This window comes from Pseudomonas sp. SDO5591_S426 (assembly GCF_054070755.1).
Map to the genome: position 1 here is coordinate 17,543 of NZ_JBSVXD010000036.1, position 21,018 is coordinate 38,560.

The 21,018-nt window shown below is 56.5% G+C and carries 18 protein-coding genes; 6 read left to right on the forward strand and 12 right to left on the reverse strand.

Annotated elements, in window-relative coordinates; all coding sequences use genetic code 11:
- Positions 1-27 precede the first annotated feature (27 nt).
- From ACW9JC_RS10495 to ACW9JC_RS10505, 3 genes are all read right to left on the reverse strand, one after another.
- Entirely contained in the window at positions 28-1,206 is a 1,179-nt protein-coding gene (locus ACW9JC_RS10495; protein WP_457454951.1) for a DegT/DnrJ/EryC1/StrS family aminotransferase, read from the reverse strand.
- A 91-nt stretch (positions 1,207-1,297) separates the two neighbouring features.
- Positions 1,298-1,924, reverse strand: coding sequence for an acetyltransferase (locus ACW9JC_RS10500; protein WP_457454952.1), 627 nt, complete (start codon positions 1,922-1,924; stop codon positions 1,298-1,300).
- The gene (locus ACW9JC_RS10505; RefSeq protein ID WP_338585394.1) at positions 1,921-2,517 is read right to left on the reverse strand and encodes a sugar transferase; all 597 of its coding nucleotides are present in this window, start codon (positions 2,515-2,517) and stop codon (positions 1,921-1,923) included. Before ACW9JC_RS10505 ends, ACW9JC_RS10500 begins: the two co-directional genes overlap by 4 nt.
- A gap of 872 nt (positions 2,518-3,389) precedes the next feature.
- Between ACW9JC_RS10505 and ACW9JC_RS10510 the strand changes: the two genes are divergently transcribed.
- The 6 genes from ACW9JC_RS10510 to ACW9JC_RS10535 are packed head-to-tail and all read left to right on the forward strand — an operon-like array spanning position 3,390 to position 11,569.
- A complete protein-coding gene (locus ACW9JC_RS10510) occupies positions 3,390-4,808 on the forward strand; it encodes a lipopolysaccharide biosynthesis protein (protein ID WP_457454953.1) in 1,419 nt (472 codons plus the stop codon).
- A complete protein-coding gene (locus ACW9JC_RS10515; RefSeq protein WP_457454954.1) occupies positions 4,808-6,121 on the forward strand; it encodes an O-antigen ligase family protein in 1,314 nt (437 codons plus the stop codon). The genes ACW9JC_RS10510 and ACW9JC_RS10515 overlap by 1 nt, the downstream gene beginning before the upstream one ends.
- 18 nt (positions 6,122-6,139) lie before the next feature.
- Positions 6,140-8,086, forward strand: coding sequence for an asparagine synthase (glutamine-hydrolyzing) (gene asnB / locus ACW9JC_RS10520; RefSeq protein WP_457454955.1), 1,947 nt, complete (start codon positions 6,140-6,142; stop codon positions 8,084-8,086).
- A 30-nt stretch (positions 8,087-8,116) separates the two neighbouring features.
- The gene (locus ACW9JC_RS10525; protein ID WP_338585390.1) at positions 8,117-9,400 is read left to right on the forward strand and encodes a nucleotide sugar dehydrogenase; all 1,284 of its coding nucleotides are present in this window, start codon (positions 8,117-8,119) and stop codon (positions 9,398-9,400) included.
- Positions 9,401-9,411: 11 nt separating this feature from the next.
- Positions 9,412-10,452: an NAD-dependent epimerase/dehydratase family protein gene (locus tag ACW9JC_RS10530; protein ID WP_457454956.1), complete on the forward strand. Its 1,041-nt coding sequence runs from the start codon at positions 9,412-9,414 to the stop codon at positions 10,450-10,452.
- A complete protein-coding gene (locus ACW9JC_RS10535) occupies positions 10,445-11,569 on the forward strand; it encodes a glycosyltransferase family 4 protein (protein ID WP_457454957.1) in 1,125 nt (374 codons plus the stop codon). The genes ACW9JC_RS10530 and ACW9JC_RS10535 overlap by 8 nt, the downstream gene beginning before the upstream one ends.
- A gap of 118 nt (positions 11,570-11,687) precedes the next feature.
- On the opposite strand, the gene ACW9JC_RS10540 is transcribed toward ACW9JC_RS10535, so the two are convergent.
- The 9 genes from ACW9JC_RS10540 to serC all read right to left on the reverse strand — a co-directional run bounded on the left by ACW9JC_RS10540 (position 11,688) and on the right by serC (position 20,886).
- A complete protein-coding gene (locus ACW9JC_RS10540; RefSeq protein WP_457454958.1) occupies positions 11,688-11,921 on the reverse strand; it encodes a lipopolysaccharide assembly protein LapA domain-containing protein in 234 nt (77 codons plus the stop codon).
- Between the two features lie 24 nt (positions 11,922-11,945).
- Positions 11,946-12,245 (reverse strand): integration host factor subunit beta, encoded by a 300-nt coding sequence (gene ihfB / locus ACW9JC_RS10545; protein ID WP_150582007.1) that lies wholly within the window; start codon positions 12,243-12,245, stop codon positions 11,946-11,948.
- A gap of 104 nt (positions 12,246-12,349) precedes the next feature.
- Positions 12,350-12,628: a hypothetical protein gene (locus tag ACW9JC_RS10550; RefSeq protein ID WP_416128564.1), complete on the reverse strand. Its 279-nt coding sequence runs from the start codon at positions 12,626-12,628 to the stop codon at positions 12,350-12,352.
- Positions 12,629-12,844: 216 nt separating this feature from the next.
- Positions 12,845-14,539, reverse strand: a complete 1,695-nt coding sequence (gene rpsA / locus ACW9JC_RS10555) for a 30S ribosomal protein S1 (protein WP_008065216.1) — start codon at positions 14,537-14,539, stop codon at positions 12,845-12,847.
- 119 nt (positions 14,540-14,658) lie between these two features.
- Entirely contained in the window at positions 14,659-15,348 is a 690-nt protein-coding gene (gene cmk / locus ACW9JC_RS10560) for a (d)CMP kinase (protein WP_196585297.1), read from the reverse strand.
- On the reverse strand, positions 15,345-17,552 hold the full coding sequence (locus ACW9JC_RS10565; protein WP_457454959.1) for a bifunctional prephenate dehydrogenase/3-phosphoshikimate 1-carboxyvinyltransferase: 2,208 nt from the start codon (positions 17,550-17,552) through the stop codon (positions 15,345-15,347). Before ACW9JC_RS10565 ends, cmk begins: the two co-directional genes overlap by 4 nt.
- 28 nt (positions 17,553-17,580) lie before the next feature.
- Complete coding sequence (gene hisC / locus ACW9JC_RS10570) at positions 17,581-18,693, reverse strand: histidinol-phosphate transaminase (RefSeq protein ID WP_338585384.1); 1,113 nt, start codon at positions 18,691-18,693, stop codon at positions 17,581-17,583.
- A gap of 13 nt (positions 18,694-18,706) precedes the next feature.
- Positions 18,707-19,801, reverse strand: coding sequence for a prephenate dehydratase (pheA, locus tag ACW9JC_RS10575; protein ID WP_027620100.1), 1,095 nt, complete (start codon positions 19,799-19,801; stop codon positions 18,707-18,709).
- Positions 19,801-20,886 (reverse strand): 3-phosphoserine/phosphohydroxythreonine transaminase, encoded by a 1,086-nt coding sequence (gene serC, locus ACW9JC_RS10580; protein ID WP_338585382.1) that lies wholly within the window; start codon positions 20,884-20,886, stop codon positions 19,801-19,803. Before serC ends, pheA begins: the two co-directional genes overlap by 1 nt.
- Positions 20,887-21,018: the final 132 nt, after the last annotated feature.

Below are 21,018 nucleotides of genomic sequence, written 5' to 3' on the forward strand. Positions count from 1 at the left end.
TTGCAAGACGAAAGCGTAATCAAAAATTCAACCAGCTGACGCTTCCAACATGACGTCGCGCAACACGTTGCACGTCTTGTCAATTTCTGCCGGCGTCAGCGTCGGATGCACCATGAACATCAAACTTGTCTCACCCAATGCCTTGGCAACCGGCAGGCGTTCCACAGGTCGCCATGGCGTGTTGTCGAACGCCTTTTCCAAATAGACCTCGGAACACGAACCCGAGAAACACGGAACGCCCCGCGCAACGATCTCATTGAGAATTCGGTCCCGAGTCCAATCGGCCTTCAATGCCTCGGGCTCGACGAACACATAACACTTGTAAGCCGCATGCAAGCAATCCTGCGGGATGGCAGGCACTCGCAGTCCTTTCATCTGATCAGCGGCAGCCCAGATTCTTCCTGCATTGGCCAATCGCACTTCCTGCCATTGAGACATGCGACGCAACTGAATACGCCCCAGCACTCCTTGCACTTCCAGCATCCGCCAGTTAGTACCGAAACTTTCGTGCACCCAACGAAAACCGGGAGCGTGCTCACGCTCGTAAACAGCTTCCCAGCTTTTGCCATGGTCCTTGTAGGACCACATATCCGACCACAAATCACGATCGTTGGTCGTGACCATTCCACCTTCACCGCCGGTGGTCATGATCTTGTCCTGGCAGAACGACCACGCTCCGACATGACCAATAGAACCCAGCGCGCGCCCTTTGTACTTCGCGCCATGCGCCTGGGCGCAATCTTCGATCACCTTGAGGTCGTGCTTCTCGGCCAGAGCCATGATCGGATCCATGTCACAAGGCCAACCTGCCAGATGGACACAGACAATCGCCCGGGTGCGAGGTGTCAGTACCGCGGCAATGGTCTGCGCGGTGATATTTTGTGAGTCAGCGTCTACATCGGCAAAAACGGGTGTTGCACCTGCATTGACAATGCTCGATACCGAGGCAAGGAAGGTTCTGGAGGTGACAATGACTTCATCCCCTGCACCGATCCCCAATGCCTGAAACGCGAGATCCAGAGCGACAGTGCCATTCGCCAGAGCGATGGCATACTTGGTTTCGCTCCAGGCAGCGAACTCCTTCTCGAACTCACGGCACTCCTGCCCGGTCCAGTAATTGACTTTATTGGAAAGAATGACGTCACGTACTGCATTGGCTTCTTCTTCGGAAAAAGAAGGCCAAGGAGAAAAAGGAGAGTTCAACACAGCCCACACCCATTAGTTTCAAGATGAAGAATCAAAAAAATCAATCAATTACATCCGTTTCGGCATCACTTTCAGCGTAGCCAATTTCTGCTCAAACAGCTGGAAGTATCCTGGCAGGAACGCCTGCAACCACCACACTATCCGTCACATCACTGACCACTGCTGCACCAGCACCGACAATGACGTCACGCCCAACCTTGATCAACTGTTTTACACAGGCACCGATTCCAATCCAGCTGCGCTCACCGACGTTGACAGCACCGGCCAATCTAGCGCCAGGACTGATATGGACAGAGTCGCCCAGCACACAATCGTGATCGACACTGCAACCGGTATTGAGGATTGCGCCGAGGCCGATTTTCGCGTCTGCATTGACCACTGCGCCAGCAAAAACAACAGACCCTGGGCCAATGCTAGCGTATTGGCTGACAACTGCCGCAGGATGAATCAATGACACAACCGGTGCCGCAGCGTCGATCAAATCGACGAGCTTCTGATGTCGCACCGCATTGTTGCCAATTGCGACAATGACACCCTGGTAATCCTGGAGTCGAGTGTACAACGCCGCCGAATCACCCACTACGCGCCAAGCGCCATTGCGCTCGATATCGGGCCAGGCATCATCGTAAAAATCCACGAGGTCCCAGCCGCAGCATTGCGCAGTATCAGCTACGACCTTCCCATGTCCGCTCGCCCCGAGAACCGCCAGTTTTTTCATTGTTTATTACCAGTGAACTTGGACATGGTGGCTTCACCACTCGCACTGATGCCCTCTTTGAAAACAACCTTCTTTACAGTCATGAAAAGAATCTTGAAATCGAGCTTCAAGGATTGGTTATCGACATACCAGACATCCAACTTGAATTTTTCTTCCCAACTCAACGCGTTACGTCCATTGACCTGTGCCCATCCGGTCACACCTGGACGGGCTTCATGCCGGCGCATCTGCTCGGAGCTATAGAGCGGCAGATATTCCATGAGCAACGGTCGAGGTCCCACCAGGCTCATCTCTCCTTTAAAGACATTCCACAACTCAGGCAGTTCATCCAGGCTGCTGGAACGAAGAAAGCTGCCAAACGGGGTCATTCGCTCAGAGTCGGCCAAGGGATTACCCTTGCTATCGACCGCATCGCGCATTGTCCTGAACTTCACCATTTCGAATGGTTTTCCATCGCGCCCGGGACGAACCTGCCTGAACAGAACCGGTGAGCCCAGTTTTTTGCGAATATTCCACGCAACGACGGCCATCACTGGAGACAGGAGAATGAGTGCGGCCAATGAAGCAATGATATCGATGAATCGTTTGAACATTTGTTGACCCGACGTTGGATGGAGGAGCATGTGCGATCAAGGGTGCTCACGCGATGACAGATAATTTTCCCGTTGAGCGATCCGAACACGACCTGTCGATACAGGCATGACAAATCACCACTTACAGCCACCGATAGCGGCAAATAAGTAGCCATATGCACCTGAAGCCTGGAGGCATACATTATGACCGAATACTCATTGCGTCAGTAGGTGTCACGACAGGCCGATAGAAATCGACGTGTCAAATCTCAAATTCGACACTACCGGTAGAAGCAGGGTTCTAACCAACTGATGGCTCGTTATACCATTTCCGGCACCATCGTTTCAGACAGATGAGCTAGATGCAGACAGCAAAACGCGAAAAATTATGACAACCATATTTTCACCCGCCAAGCAACGGACAGTGCTGCAAACTCTTTTACCTTGACTGAAAACAAGTCCCCCCTCCCCATTTGGCACTTGTCGGCGCGCGGACCAACCGAAGTCTCTGACGTTTTGCGTAACAACTGCTGAATCATCGGTTTCTCCTAAGCACAACTGGCACCGCCGTGCCATCTGCATAAGCATGTCCTCCGTTGGTCGCCAAGGTTGCGGTCTGCAAGAGCTCCGTCGACTTCTGCTACTTGCCAGAACCGCTCCATACAGTATCATTCCACACCCTCCAGCCTGTGCTGCGTTACTGCATGCAACCCTGTGCGCCTCCACGGCCTGGAAGCCCTGCCTTGCGTGCCGCTGGCCTGTAGATAGATGGAAGCTTTGCAAGGAACTGCTTCCAATGACCCATCAACCACAACAAAATTTGCGATCCAGACCATTTCCGGATGGAAACCGGAGCGTTGAGAACATTACGTATTCGGCATAGGGAGATGGAATTGAATAGCTGGTTGAAAAAATCCCTTGCGCTGTACTCGGCCAATGGCCTGAATTTTCTCTTAAATATTTTGATTATTCCGATTGTTGTTCACTACATCGGTTTCCAAGGCTATGGGTTTTATTCCGTCTATATCATTCTCTCCAGTACTCTGCTGTTCCTCGATTCGGCATTATCGAAATCGGCGGTAAGCGCCATTTATTCGGCGAAAGAAGAGCAGAGCGCACAGCTCGTCAATTCCTTCCGCACGGCTTACATCATCGCAGGCATATCGTTGCTGTTGGCAACCCCATTGATTGCACAGGGCGTATCTGTCGTATTCCCCCTGCGCACTGCTCAATTGAACTTGGCGTACTGGATCGGTGCCGCAGCGGCGGTCGAATACGTTCTGGCGTTACCGGGCCAGTATTTTCAGATGTTGAATGTGTTGCGTGCACGCCACTTTATCTATGCGCAATATCAACTGTGCATTCAACTAAGTCGCTTCTTCGCTGTGGCGGTTGTTGCCACTACAACACAACAGATCGAATGGGTTCTTGTTGCCGTCGTCCTCAGGAAGATTCCTGACTATCTGATTCTGTGGTTGTTCTGGCGCAAACAGGAAATGGAGCCCCTCGCACCGATGGCGTGGTCATTGGTGACCACTCTCTACCGGCAAGCGGCACCGATCGTTGGCGTCGCACTGCTGCTGGTACTCGCGACCGAGTTCATATCCATCTATGTGAGCCACGTGTATGGGGCCGAAACCCTGGGCAAGTACAGGTCTGTCTACGACGTGCTGAACAAGATCTGGTTCATTGCGACGCTCTACCCGGTTCTGGTTTATCCAAAAATATGCCAGTGGCTGGCTGATCCGCAAAGAAAGGTCTGGCTGCAAGGCATGATGCCTTACCTGAATCTGGGCAGTGCACTGACCTACGGTGCGCTCACGCTTGCCGGTCTCGCCATCTACCCCGTGCTAACCCTGTGGTTCCCGGCACTGCAAGATGCAGCTCCGTATGCTGCCGGGTTGCTTGCCGGTATCTGCATGTCCGGCCATGTACGCCTTGGGTACGAATTTTTGCAAGCACAGAAAGATGCAGGCGCCGCACTTCTGATTAATTTATCCTCTCTTGTTGCTGGCGCTGTCACCCTGCTCATCTTCCAGGGCGAAGCAACTAGAGAAATCGGGTGGGCATGGTTCATTTCTCAATTACTGGCTGTCGTAATTGTCGACGTCCGTAACGGTATACTCCTGTCTTCCTCACTCCGACACTCAGTAATCGGGCTATTGCCTTGGTTCGGCGTAGGCATCGGGGTTTTCCTGACAACTTTAACTCACAGCATGAAAGGTGCAGCTGTCCCCCTGCTCCTGCTTGCTGTTTTCATGAGCAGCCTCGCCTTTCTGGCGAAGCGTTTGCAAGACCTAAGGCAGGTATAATGCATAAGGCAAATTACGTCTCGATCGGCGCCGCCCTGGTTGTTTTTGCATCCGTGACCACCGCGTTGCGTTTCGGACATCTGCCACTGGGCATTGGCGAACTCGCAGGCATTGTGTTGATCCTGTGGTCCTTGCGCTACAAGCATGCTCTGCGCTATCTGACACATCCCGTGATGCTCTTCTGGATAGGCTTCATCGGGATTACGGGTGTGGCGATGCTGCTTAGCCCGGTAAAGGGCGCCAGCTCTGCTCACACGGCGGCCGCATATCTGTACACGGCATGCTTCTCTCTGATGGCGCTGGCCTGCATCGAGCAGGCATCACAGCAGGAATTCAATAACTTCATCAGAGCGTTGGGGGTGATTCCAGTCGTACTGCTGGCCGTGCCGTTTATCTGCTTCCTGACTGATTTTTACGAACTGGCGCAATTGCTGGGGATCAATACGGACTTCCCTTCCCGGCTGTCCGCCTGGTCCACGAACCCCAACCAACTCGCACTGTTCCTGCTGCCGATTCCGATCTGGTTGATGGCGGTTTACCGCGATGCAAACTGGCAAGGCTCACGCTGGCTGCGCAACTTCCTGCTGCTCTGGGTTTTTTTCTTCCTGGGCATATGCGTTCGCAGCGACGCGCTGTTGCTCGCCTGGTGCGTCGGCCTGCCATTGCTGACAATCGTGGCGGCACTCTGGACCAAACAAACCAACTGGAAGTTGTTCACGACCATGCTGATTGCCTTCATCCTGGCATTTGGCACATTCAAGCTGATGATCGATGGACCGGGCCGCGAAATACTCATCAAGTACGAGGAAAAGCTTGTCAACTCCGTTTCTTCGGTATTTAGCGATGGCAAGACCGACGCGCCACGTGCCCCAAGAGCGTTCGCGCCCACCAGGTCAGACTCCTTGATGGGTGTCGGCCTGGACGAAAACAAAGGCGGAGTGCGTAAAACCCTGTGGATCCACGCCATCGATGCATGGCTGGAGTCGCCGGTCATCGGTCACGGCCCAGGTGCATTCTCCTATCTTGATGATCCGGAGCATAAGCAGGAAGCCCACAATCTCGGATTCGACATGCTGACTCAGGCCGGCGTCGTAGGTGTGCTAATGCTTGGCGCTTTGTATCTGTGGCTTCTCGTCACTGCCTATCGAGCCCGAGACCCTTACTCGCTGGCAGTGCTGATCGTGTTGATGATCTTCTCCGGAGCCCACTTCATGCTCCGCCAGCCCGTATTCAGTCTCTACATGATCATCTGTGCGCTAGCGGTCAAGAATGGCAGTTTCACTGCCGTCCGCGAAAAGCCTCAACCCATCTGATTACAACGGAATTGTTCCATGTGTGGTATCGCTGGGTTCTGGCACCCTAATAGCCAAGACAGGTATGACGGGCCAAAGGCCCTCACCCGAATGACCGACGCCATAGTGCGCCGTGGTCCCGATGATGCTGGCGCCTGGGACAATGGCGCCGGCCTGTTCCTGGGTCATCGCCGACTCGCGATCGTCGACCTGAGTTCGGCCGGGCACCAGCCAATGGCCTCGCCGACAGGCCGTTATGTCATCGTGTTCAACGGTGAAATCTACAACTTCCAGTCACTGCGCAAGTCGCTCGATTCGGCACTCCAGGGACCGTTGCCGTGGCGCGGTCATTCTGATACCGAAGTGATGCTGGCGGCATTCGAACACTGGGGCATCGAAGAAACCCTGCGCCGGATGGTCGGTATGTTCGCGATCGCGGTATGGGATCGCAGCCGCGAAACCCTCACGCTCGCACGCGACCGGATTGGAGAAAAACCTCTCTATTACGGCCTGAAGAATGGCGCATTGCTCTTTGCGTCGGAGTTGCAGGCGCTCAGTGCACACCCAGCTTTTGATGCGCAGGTTTCCCGGGACAGCCTGGCCCTGCTCCTGAAGTTTGCATATATCCCTTCGCCACACTCTATTTACGAGGGTATTCACAAGCTGCCACCCGGCACGTGGATCGAACTCGACCAAGCCGCGCTTGCGAGTGGCGTGTTCGGCCCTCCAAAGGCCTATTGGGAAATGCCCGTCGCGCAGCCTTCGAGCAGCGAGACACTTTCCGACAACGACGCCATCGACCAACTCGACGCACTGATGCGCACAACCATCAGCGAGCAAATGATGGCTGATGTTCCGCTCGGTGCTTTCCTGTCCGGTGGTATCGACTCAAGCCTGATTGTCGGCTTGATGCAGTCTCTATCGCCCCAACAGGTCAAAACCTACACCATTGGTTTCGACAACCCCGGGTACAATGAAGCCGAGCACGCAAAAGCCGTCGCCCGTCATCTTGGTACTGACCATACCGAGCTCTATGTATCAGGTGCCGACGCCCTTGGCGTCGTACCCAAACTAGCCGACATCTACAGTGAGCCGTTCGCCGACTCATCCCAGATACCGACTTATCTCGTTTCTCAACTGGCTCGCAGCCAGGTGACTGTGAGTCTGTCCGGCGACGCAGGCGATGAACTGTTCGGTGGGTACAACCGCTATCAATTTCTGCCCAGCGTATGGCGCAAACTGAGTCGCGTGCCCGGCCCGGCACGCAGGTTGGCTGCTCGAATGATCGAGTCCGCCTCGCCGGATCGCTGGGACTCCATTATCAATGGATTGAGCCCCATTACCCCGGCAGGTTTACGCGTCCGGCTACCAGGAGAGAAACTCCACAAACTGGCCAGCGTGATGCGCCATGACTCCGCCGGACAGATGTACGATCGCGTCGTGTCTCAGTGGCCAAATGCAACCGACGTGGTCATTGGCGCACAATCCCAATCCAGCCTGATGTCCGTCGGAGACAGCGATTTTGCCTCCTGGATGATGCGCCAGGATGCCATGACCTATCTGCCCGACGATATTCTGGCGAAGGTAGATCGCGCAGCAATGGCAGTCAGCCTGGAAACCCGTGTGCCCTTCCTGGACCATCGGATCGTCGAATTTGCCTCCGGGTTGCCGATGTCGCTGAAAATCCGCAACGGCAGCACCAAATGGATACTTCGCCAGCTACTCTATCGCTACGTTCCACGCGAACTTATCGAGCGCCCAAAAATGGGCTTCGGCATCCCGTTACACGACTGGCTACGCGGCCCATTGCGCGACTGGGCAGAATCTCTGTTGGACCCACAACGTCTGGCACGCGAAGGCTATTTCGTACCGGGTCCGATCCGGGCCGTATGGGAAAGACACCTTCGAGGCCAGGGCAACTACCAGCACCAGCTATGGCCGGTACTGATGTTCCAGGCATGGCTCGATCGACAACGAGCCATCTGAATAAAAGATTTCATTATTAGAGGAAAATCCATGTATCTAAGAAAGATATCAGTGGTCGGGCTGGGCTATGTCGGCCTGCCCGTGGCTGTAGCTTTTGGCAAACACTCGGCCGTAATCGGCTTCGACATCAACGAAAGTCGCCTGCAAGAGTTGCGTGCGGGGCAAGACCGTACCAATGAAATCACCAGCGCCGAGTTGGCACAGACGCAAATCGAGTTCACCAGCAAGACAGACGTCCTTGCAAAGGCGGACTTTCATATCGTGGCCGTTCCGACCCCGATCGACGACGCTCACCAACCCGACCTGACACCAGTGGTCAAAGCCTCTGAAACTGTCGGCAAAGCGCTCAAAAGCGGCGATATTGTTGTCTATGAATCGACTGTTTACCCCGGCGTAACCGAGGACATCTGCGTCCCTATCCTTGAACGCGTGTCGGGCCTGAAATGCGGGACTGACTTCACCGTGGGCTACAGCCCCGAGCGTATCAATCCGGGCGACAAGGAGCACACCTTCACCAAGATCATGAAGGTCGTATCCGGACAAGATGCCGCCACCCTTGAAATCGTCGCTGACGTATACAGCTCAGTAGTGACGGCCGGTGTTTACAAAGCTGCGTCCATCAAAGTGGCTGAAGCCGCGAAGGTGATCGAAAATACCCAGCGCGACCTGAACATCGCACTGATGAATGAACTGGCACTGATCTTCGACCGCATGGGCATCGACACCCTCGACGTCCTGGAAGCAGCAGGCACCAAATGGAACTTCCTGAAGTTCAAGCCAGGACTGGTAGGCGGACACTGCATCGGTGTTGACCCTTATTACCTGACGCACAAGGCCGAAAAGCTCGGTTATATTCCTCAGGTCATTCTGGCCGGCCGTCGCATCAATGACAGCATGGGTGCCTATATAGCCCAGCAGACGATCAAGCAAATGATCCATGCAGGCCATCCTATCGCTGGATCGGTCGTCACGGTCCTTGGCCTGACTTTCAAGGAAAACTGCCCTGACCTGCGCAACTCTCGCGTTATCGATATCATCCGAGAGCTCGAGGATTTCGGCGTCAAGGTTCAGGTCTTCGACCCAGAAGCAGAGCCGGCGGAAGCCCTGCACGAGTATGGCGTATCTTTGCGCAAGCTCGACGAACTCCAGCCTGCGGCGGCAGTCGTGGTTGCCGTTGCGCACGATACCTACGCACGCTGGTCAAGCAACGAATACTTGAAGCTTATGCACAACGCCCCTGTCGTTATCGACGTGAAAGGTGTTTGCAATGGCCCGGCCCTGGAAAGTGCTGGAGCGCGCTTCTGGCGCCTCTGATGGAGACAGGCATGAATACCTACGAAACTCTGCGTCAAGAACTGACGGCTACCCCGCGCACCTGGCTCATCACCGGCGTGGCGGGCTTCATCGGTTCGAACCTGCTCGAAACACTGCTCAAACTGAATCAGCGCGTGGTTGGCCTGGACAATTTTGAAACCGGTCACCAGCGCAATCTGGACCTGGTTCAGGAGGCCGTCGGCAACACCGCATGGGCACAATTCAAGTTTGTCCAGGGTGATATTCGCAAGCTCGAAGACTGCCAGCTTGCGCTGGCAGAAGGTGTCGACTACGTACTCCACCAAGCGGCTCTGGGCAGTGTGCCTCGCTCGCTAGAGGACCCGATTCGTACCAACACCACGAACATCGACGGCTTCCTGAACATGCTGGTCGCCAGCCGCGATGCCGGCGTCAAGCGCTTCGTTTATGCCGCCTCCAGCTCCACGTATGGCGACCACCCTGGCCTGCCAAAGGTAGAGGACCGAATCGGTCGACCATTGTCGCCATACGCCGTCACCAAGTATGTCAACGAGCTGTACGCTGACGTGTTTGCTCGTTGCTATGGCCTGCAAACGATAGGGCTACGGTACTTCAACGTATTCGGCCCACGCCAGGATCCTGATGGCGCGTATGCAGCCGTCATTCCAAAGTGGTTTGGTGCCCTGTTGCGCGACGAAGCGATTCATATCAACGGTGACGGTGAAACCAGCCGCGACTTCTGCTTCGTAGCCAATGCCGTTCAGGCAAATCTGCTGGCAGCCACGACACAAGAAACCGAAGCGGTGAACCAGGTGTTCAACGTGGCCGTGGGCGACCGCACCACTCTTAACGAACTGTTCTCCAATATCCGTGATCTTGCCTGCGCCACCAGACCCGAGCTCAAGGATGTAAGCCCTGTGTACCGTGATTTCAGAGCCGCCGATGTGCGTCACTCTCAAGCAGACATCAGCAAGGCACAAACATTGCTCGGTTATGCTCCGACGCACCGTATCGCAGCCGGACTACAAGACTCTGCAGCCTACTACTCAACTCATGTAGGCAAGCATGTCTAGGATTGTTGTCATTGCCGGACTCGCCGAATCGCTGATTCGATTTCGCGGGGATCTTCTGGATGCAATGCGGGCGAACGGGCATGAAGTCGCCGCCATTGCACCGGAAGATGATGAATCGGTGCGTATGCGTCTTGCCGAGAAAGGGATTGCCTACCATGTTGTACCGATGGCGCGCGCCGGCCTGAACCCGCTCGCCGACCTGAGATACATGCTGCGTCTAAACCGATGCCTGCGCAAAATCAAGGCTGATGTGGTGCTTGCCTACACGATCAAACCCGTGGTCTACGGCTTGCCTGCGGCTCGCCTGGCAGGCGTCAAGCGACGCTATGCCCTGATTACCGGGCTTGGGTATGCGTTCACGGATGTTGAGACCAGCTTCGGTCGCCGCCTGATAAACCGTGTCGCGTCGGGCTTGTACCGGTTTGGATTACGCTTTGCCAATGGACTGTTCTTCCAGAATCCTGATGACCGACAACTCTTCAAGGATCAGGGACTTTTCAATTCCAACCTTCCAACCTGGATCATCAATGGTTCTGGGGTCGACACTGAAAGCTACACGGTGACCCCACTGCCACCGCAACCGAACTTTTTGTTCGTAGGCAGGCTGCTGCGTGATAAAGGGGTATTTGAGTTTGTAGAGGCCGCACGCGCGCTCAAATCCACCCATCCACAAGCAACCTTCCATTTAGTCGGGGCAGCGGATTCCAACCCTTCCGGCATCAATGCGGAGGTTGTTTCCGGGTGGGAAAAGGAAGGATTCGCCCACTTCCATGGAGCAGTCAGCGATGTGAAGCCTTACATCGCGGCCTGCAGCATATTCGTACTGCCTTCATACCGCGAAGGCACACCGCGCTCGGTGCTCGAAGCCATGTCCAGCGGGCGAGCAATTATCACCACGGATGCCCCGGGTTGCCGTGAGACGGTTCAAGATGGGGTTAATGGCTTACTCGTCAAACCGGGCGACTCGCTCGACCTGGCTAAAGCGATGGCTCGCCTGGCAGAGTCGAGTGAACTGCGCGAACAAATGGGTCGCACAAGTCGTGAACTCGCCGAGCAAAAATACGACGTACATCGTGTCAATGCGGCCATGATCGAAGCAATGGAATTGCGCGGCTAATCACTCGCCTGGCCCGTCGCTCAGGCATCATCCTGCGTCGGGCCTTTCGTGCATTGAATCCTGCTGATCATCGCGATCAGACGGCCAGGATATCGTCACTCAAACCCCGGAAACCAGCCTACCTTGCAGCACGATGGCCGCGGCGTCGGGAAACCATTAGCGCCAACAAAGGCGCAACAGCCAACCCCAGCAACAATGCCCCCAGAATGAATACTGATACCGGCCATTGCGGAGCAGCCCAGCCAATAAACACCAAAGAAGCTGGCTGCTGATTCTCAAGTAAAAACAGCAATGTAGCCGCGAATGCCATCAATAGGATCAATAGCAAAAACAACTTTTTTACTCTGTGCACGACAGACTCCTAGACCCTGATCATTTAAACCAGACCCTCTTCCTCTTCCTCATTCACTCGATCGCGCAGCTCCTTCCCCGGTTTGAAGTGGGGAACAAACTTGCCGTCGAGGCTCACGGACTGACCGGTCTTAGGATTGCGACCTACGCGCGGCGCGCGGTAGTGCAAGGAGAAGCTGCCAAACCCACGGATCTCAATTCGATCCCCCGTGGCCAGACATTGGGACATTTGCTCAAGCATGGTCTTGATGGCCAACTCCACATCCTTCGATGAGAGCAGCCCTTGATGGGTGACAATTCGTTCGATCAACTCCGACTTCGTCATATTTTTCCCTTCTTTTTCAAGCAGCTAGGAAAATCGCTCCAAGGGTTTTAGCACGCCCGGAAGAATTTGAACAGCCCGAGTTTTACTCCCCTCACCTCACACGCTTACCTGCAAATAACCAGCATCGTGCGTGTTAGATACCCAGCCGGGTTGAAGCCAAAGGGAAACTCATCCTCTTCCTTGGCGTCGTCAGATCTTGCCACTACTTTATAACCTGACGCTTTGCATTCCTTGGCGGCTCGTTTGCGACACTTCTCCCATCCGGACCCCAGCCCCGAACAATCGATCTCAATGCCGCTGACACCGCGCACCGCGTGGGTCTTGGCATTAGTGGTACAACCCGCCAGCGTCAGAACTGCTATTGCGACAATGAGCCTATTCATTCGCTTCCTTATGCCGGGCACTCCGCCCTGACCTCGTTCGTCTCAGGCTAAGACTAGCTGCAATTAAACGATTGATCCTGTTAAAGAAAGAGACATCCTTTAACGACCGTTTGTTTCATGCGAGAACGGAACCCAGTCTTACAACCCCGACCACGATCAAATTCCAGGCACAAAAAAGGGCGACCGAAGTCGCCCTTTTTTACAGAAAGTCAGAACTTAGTTCTGTTTTTCCGCTTGTGCAGCACGCAGCAGGTCACCCAGAGTGGTGGCTACTGGAGCGTCACCAGCTACTGGCTTGTCGCGCAGGCTCTGGATAGCTTCTTTCTCGTCTTCAACGTCTTTCGACTTGATCGAGAGCTGGATTACGCGGCTCTTGCGATCAACGCTGATGATCTTGGCTTCTACTTCTTCGCCTTCTTTCAGAACGTTACGCGCGTCTTCAACGCGGTCACGGCTGATTTCGGAGGCTTTCAGAGTCGCTTCGATATCGTCGGCCAGAGTGATGATGGCGCCTTTAGCGTCAACTTCTTTCACGATGCCCTTAACGATTGCGCCTTTGTCGTTCTCTTGAACGTACTCGGAGAACGGATCGCTTTCCAGTTGCTTGATACCCAGGGAGATACGCTCGCGCTCTGGGTCAACCGACAGGATAACGGTGTCCAGCTCGTCGCCCTTCTTGAAACGGCGTACGGCTTCTTCGCCCACTTCGTTCCAGGAGATGTCGGACAGGTGAACCAGACCGTCGATGCCGCCGTCCAGACCAATGAAGATACCGAAATCGGTGATCGACTTGATGGTGCCGGAGATTTTATCGCCCTTGTTGAACTGGCCAGAGAAATCTTCCCATGGGTTAGATTTGCACTGCTTGATGCCCAGGGAGATACGACGACGCTCTTCGTCGATGTCCAGAACCATAACTTCCACTTCGTCGCCGACTTGTACGACTTTCGAAGGGTGGATGTTCTTGTTGGTCCAGTCCATTTCGGAAACGTGTACCAGACCTTCAACGCCTTCTTCCAGCTCAGCGAAGCAGCCGTAGTCGGTCAGGTTGGTTACACGAGCGGTAACGCGAGTGCTTTCTGGGTAACGGGCTTTGATAGCAACCCATGGATCTTCGCCCAGTTGCTTCAGGCCCAGGGAAACACGATTGCGTTCGCGATCGTACTTCAGAACCTTGACATCGATCTCGTCGCCAACGTTGACGATTTCGGAAGGATGCTTGATACGCTTCCAAGCCATGTCGGTAATGTGCAGCAGGCCATCGACGCCACCCAGATCGACGAATGCGCCGTAATCGGTGAGGTTCTTGACGATACCTTTGACTTGTTGGCCTTCCTGCAAGGATTCCAGCAGAGCTTCGCGCTCGGCGGAGTTCTCGGCTTCCAGGACGCTACGACGGGAAACGACAACGTTGTTGCGCTTCTGGTCCAGCTTGATGACCTTGAATTCCAGCTCTTTGCCTTCCAGGTGCGTGGTGTCGCGCACTGGACGGACGTCAACCAGAGAACCTGGCAGGAACGCACGGATGCCGTTAACGTCGACAGTGAAGCCGCCTTTAACCTTACCGTTGATAACGCCCTTGACCACTTCTTCGGCTGCGAAGGCTGCTTCCAGAACAATCCAGCATTCAGCGCGCTTGGCTTTTTCACGGGACAGCTTGGTTTCACCAAAGCCGTCTTCAACCGAGTCCAGAGCAACGTGAACTTCGTCACCGACGTTGATAGTCAGGTCGCCAGCGTCGTTGTAGAACTGCTCAAGCGGGATGAGTGCTTCAGACTTCAGGCCAGCGTGAACGGTTACCCAGCGAGCCTGGTAATCGATATCAACGATAACACCGGTGATGATGGAGCCTGCCTGAAGGTTCAGGGTTTTTAGGCTTTCTTCAAAGAGTTCCGCAAAGCTTTCGCTCATTTTAATTCCTGTTGATGAGGGCGAAGAATACGCCCATCTCCACACCCCAGACGGTGTGGGTTAGTTTCATTTAAAAGAAGCGTCGCAGGACTATGACTGGTCCCCTGCGGCCTTCTTGGTCACCCGGCGATATCGCGGATGGCGATCTCGCTCATGATGCGTTCCAGCACCTGGTCGATGGATAATTCCGTGGAATCCAGCTGTATGGCGTCAGCCGCCGGTTTGAGCGGGGCTACCGCTCGCTGGGTGTCACGCTCATCGCGCGCACGTATCTCATCTAGCAGACTCGACAGACTAACACCATCGACTTTGCCCTTCAACTGCAAGTATCGACGGCGCGCACGCTCCTCGGCACTGGCGGTGAGGAAAATCTTCAGCGGTGCGTCCGGAAAAACCACCGTGCCCATGTCACGACCATCCGCCACCAGACCCGGCGCTTCCTGAAATGCGCGCTGGCGTTGCAGCAGCGCCTCGCGTACGGCGGGCAATGCAGCCACTTGGGAGGCACCCGAGCCGACGCTTTCCGTACGGATCACATCACTGACTTCGTCGCCTTCCAGAATGATCCGCTGCAGCTGACCATCGGTCGCGGCGATGAACTGAACATCCAGATGAGCGGCAAGTTTTTTCAGCAGTTCTTCGTTGGTCAGGTCCACGCCATGGTTATGCGCAGCAAAAGCCAACAGACGGTACAGCGCACCGGAGTCCAGCAGATTCCAGCCAAGACGCTTGGCCAGAATCCCGGCTACCGTGCCTTTTCCGGAGCCGCTAGGCCCATCGATAGTGATGACCGGTGCAATGTTGTTCACGACTGAGCCTCTTGGGCAACGCGGATACCGACCTGCGCGCACAGCGCGAGGAAGTTCGGGAACGACGTCGCGACGTTGGCGCAATCATGAATGCGAATCGGCGCAGTGGCGCGAAGCGAAGCAACGCTGAAAGCCATGGCAATCCGGTGATCACCGTGACCGTGCACTTCACCGCCACCGATCTGGCCGCCATCAATGATGATGCCGTCCGGAGTCGGTTCGCATTTGACGCCCAGCGCCAGCAGACCATCGGCCATGACCTGGATTCGGTCCGATTCCTTGACCCGCAGCTCTTCAGCACCGGTCAGCACGGTGCGCCCTTCGGCGCAGGCAGCGGCGACGAACAGCACCGGGAATTCGTCGATAGCCAGCGGAACCAACGCCTCGGGAATCTCGATACCTTTGAGTTTAGCTGCACGCACGCGCAGGTCCGCTACCGGCTCGCCGCCCACTTCACGCTGGTTTTCCAGGGTAATGTCGGCGCCCATCAGACGCAGGATGTCAATGACGCCGGTACGAGTCGGGTTGATGCCGACGTGCTCCAGCACCAGCTCCGAACCTTCGGCGATCGAAGCGGCCACCAGGAAGAACGCGGAAGACGAGATATCGCCCGGCACTTCAATGTGGGTTGCGGTCAGCTTGTTGCCGGATTCGACCGAAGCGGTCGCGCCATTGACGGTGACCGGGTAGCCGAAGCCGCGCAGCATGCGCTCGGTGTGGTCGCGGGTCGGAGCAGGCTCGGTCACCGTGGTCTTGCCTTCGGCGTACAGACCGGCCAATAGCAGGCAGGACTTAACCTGGGCACTGGCCATCGGCATGGTGTAGGTCAAACCCTTAAGCTTGTTGCCACCACGGATGACCATTGGCGGACGGCCTTCCGCGGCGGTTTCGATCACGGCGCCCATTTCACGCAGTGGATTGGCCACGCGATTCATCGGGCGCTTGGACAGCGAAGCGTCGCCGGTCAGGGTGCTGTCGAAGTTCTGCGCAGCCAACAGGCCGGACAGCAGACGCATCGAAGTACCCGAATTGCCCAGATAGATCGGGCCCGGTGCAGGCTTCAGGCCATGCAGGCCGACGCCGTGAATGGTCACGCGACCGTGGTGCGGACCTTCAATGACCACGCCCATGTCACGGAACGCCTGCAAGGTCGCCAGGGCGTCTTCGCCCTCGAGGAAGCCTTCGACTTCGGTAACGCCTTCGGCCAGGGAGCCGAGCATGATCGAACGGTGGGAAATCGATTTGTCACCTGGTACGCGAATCCGACCGGACAAGCGGCCACCAGGTTGAGCCAGGAAAATCAGATCGTTGGAATTCATAGCGTCCACATAGGCCCGACGGGCCAGGATTTTACTGAAATGCTCGCGGGCAACCCGGGCGCGAGTGAAAACGCCCAACAATTGGTGCCCATCCCCTGCATCGACCGCGTCGCGCAAGGCGTCGAGGTCGCTGCGAAATGTATCGAGTGTGCGCAGGACAGCTTCGCGGTTGGCGAGGAAGATGTCGTGCCACATGACCGGATCGCTTCCAGCGATTCTTGTGAAATCGCGGAAACCGCCCGCAGCGTAACGGAAGATCTCAAGGTTTTCATTGCGCTTGGCCAACGAATCGACCAAACCGAACGCCAGCAAGTGCGGCAGATGGCTGGTTGCCGCCAACACTTCGTCGTGACGCTCGACTTGCATGTGCTCGACATCGGCGCCCAATTCGCGCCACAGGCGATCAACGATTGCCAAGGCCTGCGGGTCGGTCTGTTCCAGCGGAGTCAAGATCACTTTATGACGACGGAACAGCTCGGCATTGGAGGCTTCCACCCCGCTCTGCTCGGAACCGGCAATCGGATGCCCCGGCACGAAACGCGACGGCATGCCGCCAAACGCCTCAGTGGCGGCGCGCACGACGTTGCCCTTGGCGCTGCCGACGTCGGTCAGAACCGCCTGCCCCAGGTCCATGCCCGCCAAACGGCCAAGCATTTTTTCCATGGCGAGGATCGGTATGGCGAGCTGGATCACTTCGGCGCCCTGGCATGCAGTCGCCAGGTCTTCTTCGCAGCGATCCACCACACCCAATTCAACCGCCAGTTTGCGCGACTGCGGATCGAGATCGACCCCGACCACTTCGCGGCACAGGCCACTCTCGCGCAAACCCTTGGCAAACGAACCGCCGATCAAACCCAAACCGACCACCACCAGGCGCCCGATCATAGGTTCAGCAGATTGCAGTGCAGTGACATCAACCACGAGCCAGAACCTTGGTCAGCGCCTCGAGGAAGCGGCTGTTTTCCGCTGGCAACCCGATGGTGATGCGCAAGTGGTTCGGCATGCCGTAGTTGGCCACCGGACGCACGATCACGCCTTCGCGCAGCAAGCCCTGGAAGACCGGAGCCGCTTCGCGCCCCAGATCAACGCAGATGAAATTGCCCTTGGACGGAATCCAGCCCAACCCCAACTCACGGAAACCCGCTTCCAGCTGCTGCATGCCGGATTCGTTCAGGCGACGGCTTTCAGCCAGGTACTCTTCGTCTTTCAACGCGGCGCAAGCAGCGGCCAGGGCCAGGCTGTTGACGTTGAACGGCTGACGTACGCGGTTCAGCACATCGGCAACCACGGCGGTGGACAAGCCGTAGCCGACGCGCAGCGATGCCAGGCCGTAGGCCTTGGAGAAGGTACGGGAAACCAGCAGATTCGGATAAGCCGCGAGGAAATCCAGACCATCCGGCAAGTCGCTGCCTTCGGCGTATTCGATGTAGGCCTCGTCCAGCACCACCAGCACGTGTTCCGGAACATCCTGCAGGAATTCGTCCAGCGCCTCGGCGCCGAACCAGGTGCCGGTCGGGTTGTTCGGGTTGGCGATGAACACCACACGGGTATTGGCATCGATTGCAGCCAGCATTGCAGGCAGGTCATGCCCCCAATCCTTGGCCGGAATCACCTTGGCCTGCGCGCCGACCGCCTGGGTCGCGATCGGATAGACCGCGAAGGCGTGCTCGCTGAACACGGCATTCAGGCCCGGCGCCAGATAAGCGCGCGCCACCAGCTCAAGAATGTCGTTGGAGCCGTTGCCCAGCGTCACTTGATTCAGCTCGACGCGGCATTGCTCGGCCAACAGGGTCTTGAGTGCAAAACCGTTGCCGTCCGGGTAGCGAGTCAGCTCGGCCAGCGCGTCACGGATGGCTGCCAGCGCTTTCGGACTGGCGCCCAGCGGGTTTTCGTTGCTCGCCAGTTTGACGATGCTGGCCGGATCCAGATCCAGCTCGCGAGCCAGTTCGTCCACGGGTTTGCCCGGAACGTAAGGCGAAAGTTGTTGCACGCCCGGCTGTGCCAGAGCGAGGAAATTGCCACTCATTTGCTACCGCCCCTTAGAGAACTGCTTTCGGGTAGGAACCCAGCACTTTGAGTGCTACTGCTTCCTGACTGATCTTTTCCAGCACACCTTTTACCAGCGGATCACGGTGGTGGCCGACAAAGTCGATGAAGAACACGTAGGTCCATTTGCCGCTGCGCGACGGACGGGTCTCGATGCGCGTCAGGTCAATGCCGTTGTCGTGGAACGGCACCAGCAACTCGTGGAGTGCACCCGGCTTGTTACTCATGGAAACGATAATCGAGGTCTTGTCGTCGCCGGTCGGCGGCACTTCCTGATTACCGATCATGAGGAAGCGCGTGGAGTTGTCCGGACGGTCCTCGATTTTTTCGGCCAGACGGGTCAGCCCGTACAGGCCGGCCGCCATGTCGCCGGCAATCGCCGCCGAGTTCCACTCACCCTTGACCCGCTTGGCCGCTTCGGCGTTGCTGGACACCGCCACGCGCTCGACATTCGGGTAATGGGCGTCCAGCCACTTGCGGCACTGGGCCAGCGACTGGGCGTGGGAATAGATGCGGCTGATGCTGTCGGTCTTGGTGTTTTCACCAACCAACAGGTGGTGGTGAATCCGCAACTCGACTTCGCCACAGATCACCATGTCGTGTTCGAGGAAGCTGTCGAGGGTGTGGTTGACCGCGCCTTCGGTGGAGTTCTCCACCGGCACCACGCCGAAGTTCACCGCACCGGCCGCCACTTCACGGAACACTTCGTCGATCGCCGCCATCGGCTTGCTGATCACGGCGTGACCGAAGTGCTTCATGGCGGCGGCTTGGGTGAAGGTACCTTCAGGGCCGAGGTAAGCCACTTTCAGAGGCTGCTCGAGCGCCAGGCACGAGGACATGATTTCGCGAAACAGCCGCGCCATCTCTTCGTTGCCCAACGGCCCCTGGTTGCGCTCCATGACGCGCTTGAGCACCTGAGCTTCACGCTCGGGACGATAGAACACCGGCACTTCGCCTTCGGCCAGCGAGGCCATCTTTACTCGCGCGACTTCCTGGGCGCAGCGCGCACGCTCACTGATCAGCTCCAGCACCTTGGTGTCCAGAGCATCAATGCGAACGCGCAGTGCCTTGAGTTCTTGCTCAGACATTAGCCGTGTTCCTTCTCGAACTCTGCCATGTACGAAACCAGTGCGTTGACCGCAACGATGTCGACGGCGTTATAGATGGAGGCGCGCATGCCGCCCACGGAGCGGTGGCCTTTGAGGTTCAGCAGGCCTCGCTCGTCGGCACCGGCCAGGAACGGCTTGTCCAGACGGTCGTCCGCCAGGCGGAACGGCACGTTCATCCACGAGCGATCCGACTTGTTGATCGGGTTGCTGTAGAGGCCGCTGGCATCGATGAAGTCATACAGCGTGCGCTGCTTCACTTCGTTGAGCTTGCCGATGGCTTCGACGCCGCCCTGCTCTTTCAGCCATTCGAACACCAGGCCGGACAAATACCAGGCCAGGGTCGGCGGGGTGTTGTACATCGAGCCGTTATCGGCCGCGACCTTGTAGTTGAGCATGGTCGGGCACAGGGAACGGGCGTGACCCAGCAGGTCTTCGCGCACGATGTTGACCACGATGCCGCTCGGGCCGATGTTTTTCTGGGCGCCGGCGTAGATCATGCCGAAGCGCGAGACATCCACCGGACGCGAGAGAATGTCGGAAGACATGTCGGCCACCAGCGGAACGTCGCCGGTTTCCGGAATCCACTGGAATTCCAGGCCGCCGATGGTTTCGTTCGGCGCGTAGTGAACGTAGGCCGCGTCCTTGGACAGCTTCCACTCGTTCTGGCCGGGAATGGCGAAGTAGTCGTAAGGCTTGGCGGTAGCCGCAACGTTGACATTGCCGTAACGCGAAGCTTCTTCGATGGCTTTCTGCGACCAGATACCGGTGTCGATATAGTCGGCAGTGCCGTTTTCCGGCAACAGGTTCAGAGGAATCTGAGCAAATTGCTGGCTGGCGCCGCCTTGCAGAAACAGCACTTTATAGTTCGAGGGGATATTCAGCAGATCACGCAGATCCTGCTCGGCCTTGGTGGCGATGGACACGAACTCATCACTGCGATGGCTCATTTCCATGACCGACAAACCCTTGCCGTGCCAATCAAGGAGTTCACCCTGGGCGCGCTTCAGGACAGCTTCGGGAAGCGCCGCAGGACCGGCACAGAAGTTATAGGCTCTCTTGCTCACATCCAATCTCGCTCTGATTTGGTGGTATCACGCAATAAATCTGAAAACACTGAAACCCTGTAGGAGCTGACGAGTGAAACGAGGCTGCGATCTTTGCGTGCCGCCCCGTAACGCAAGAGCAAGATCAAAAGA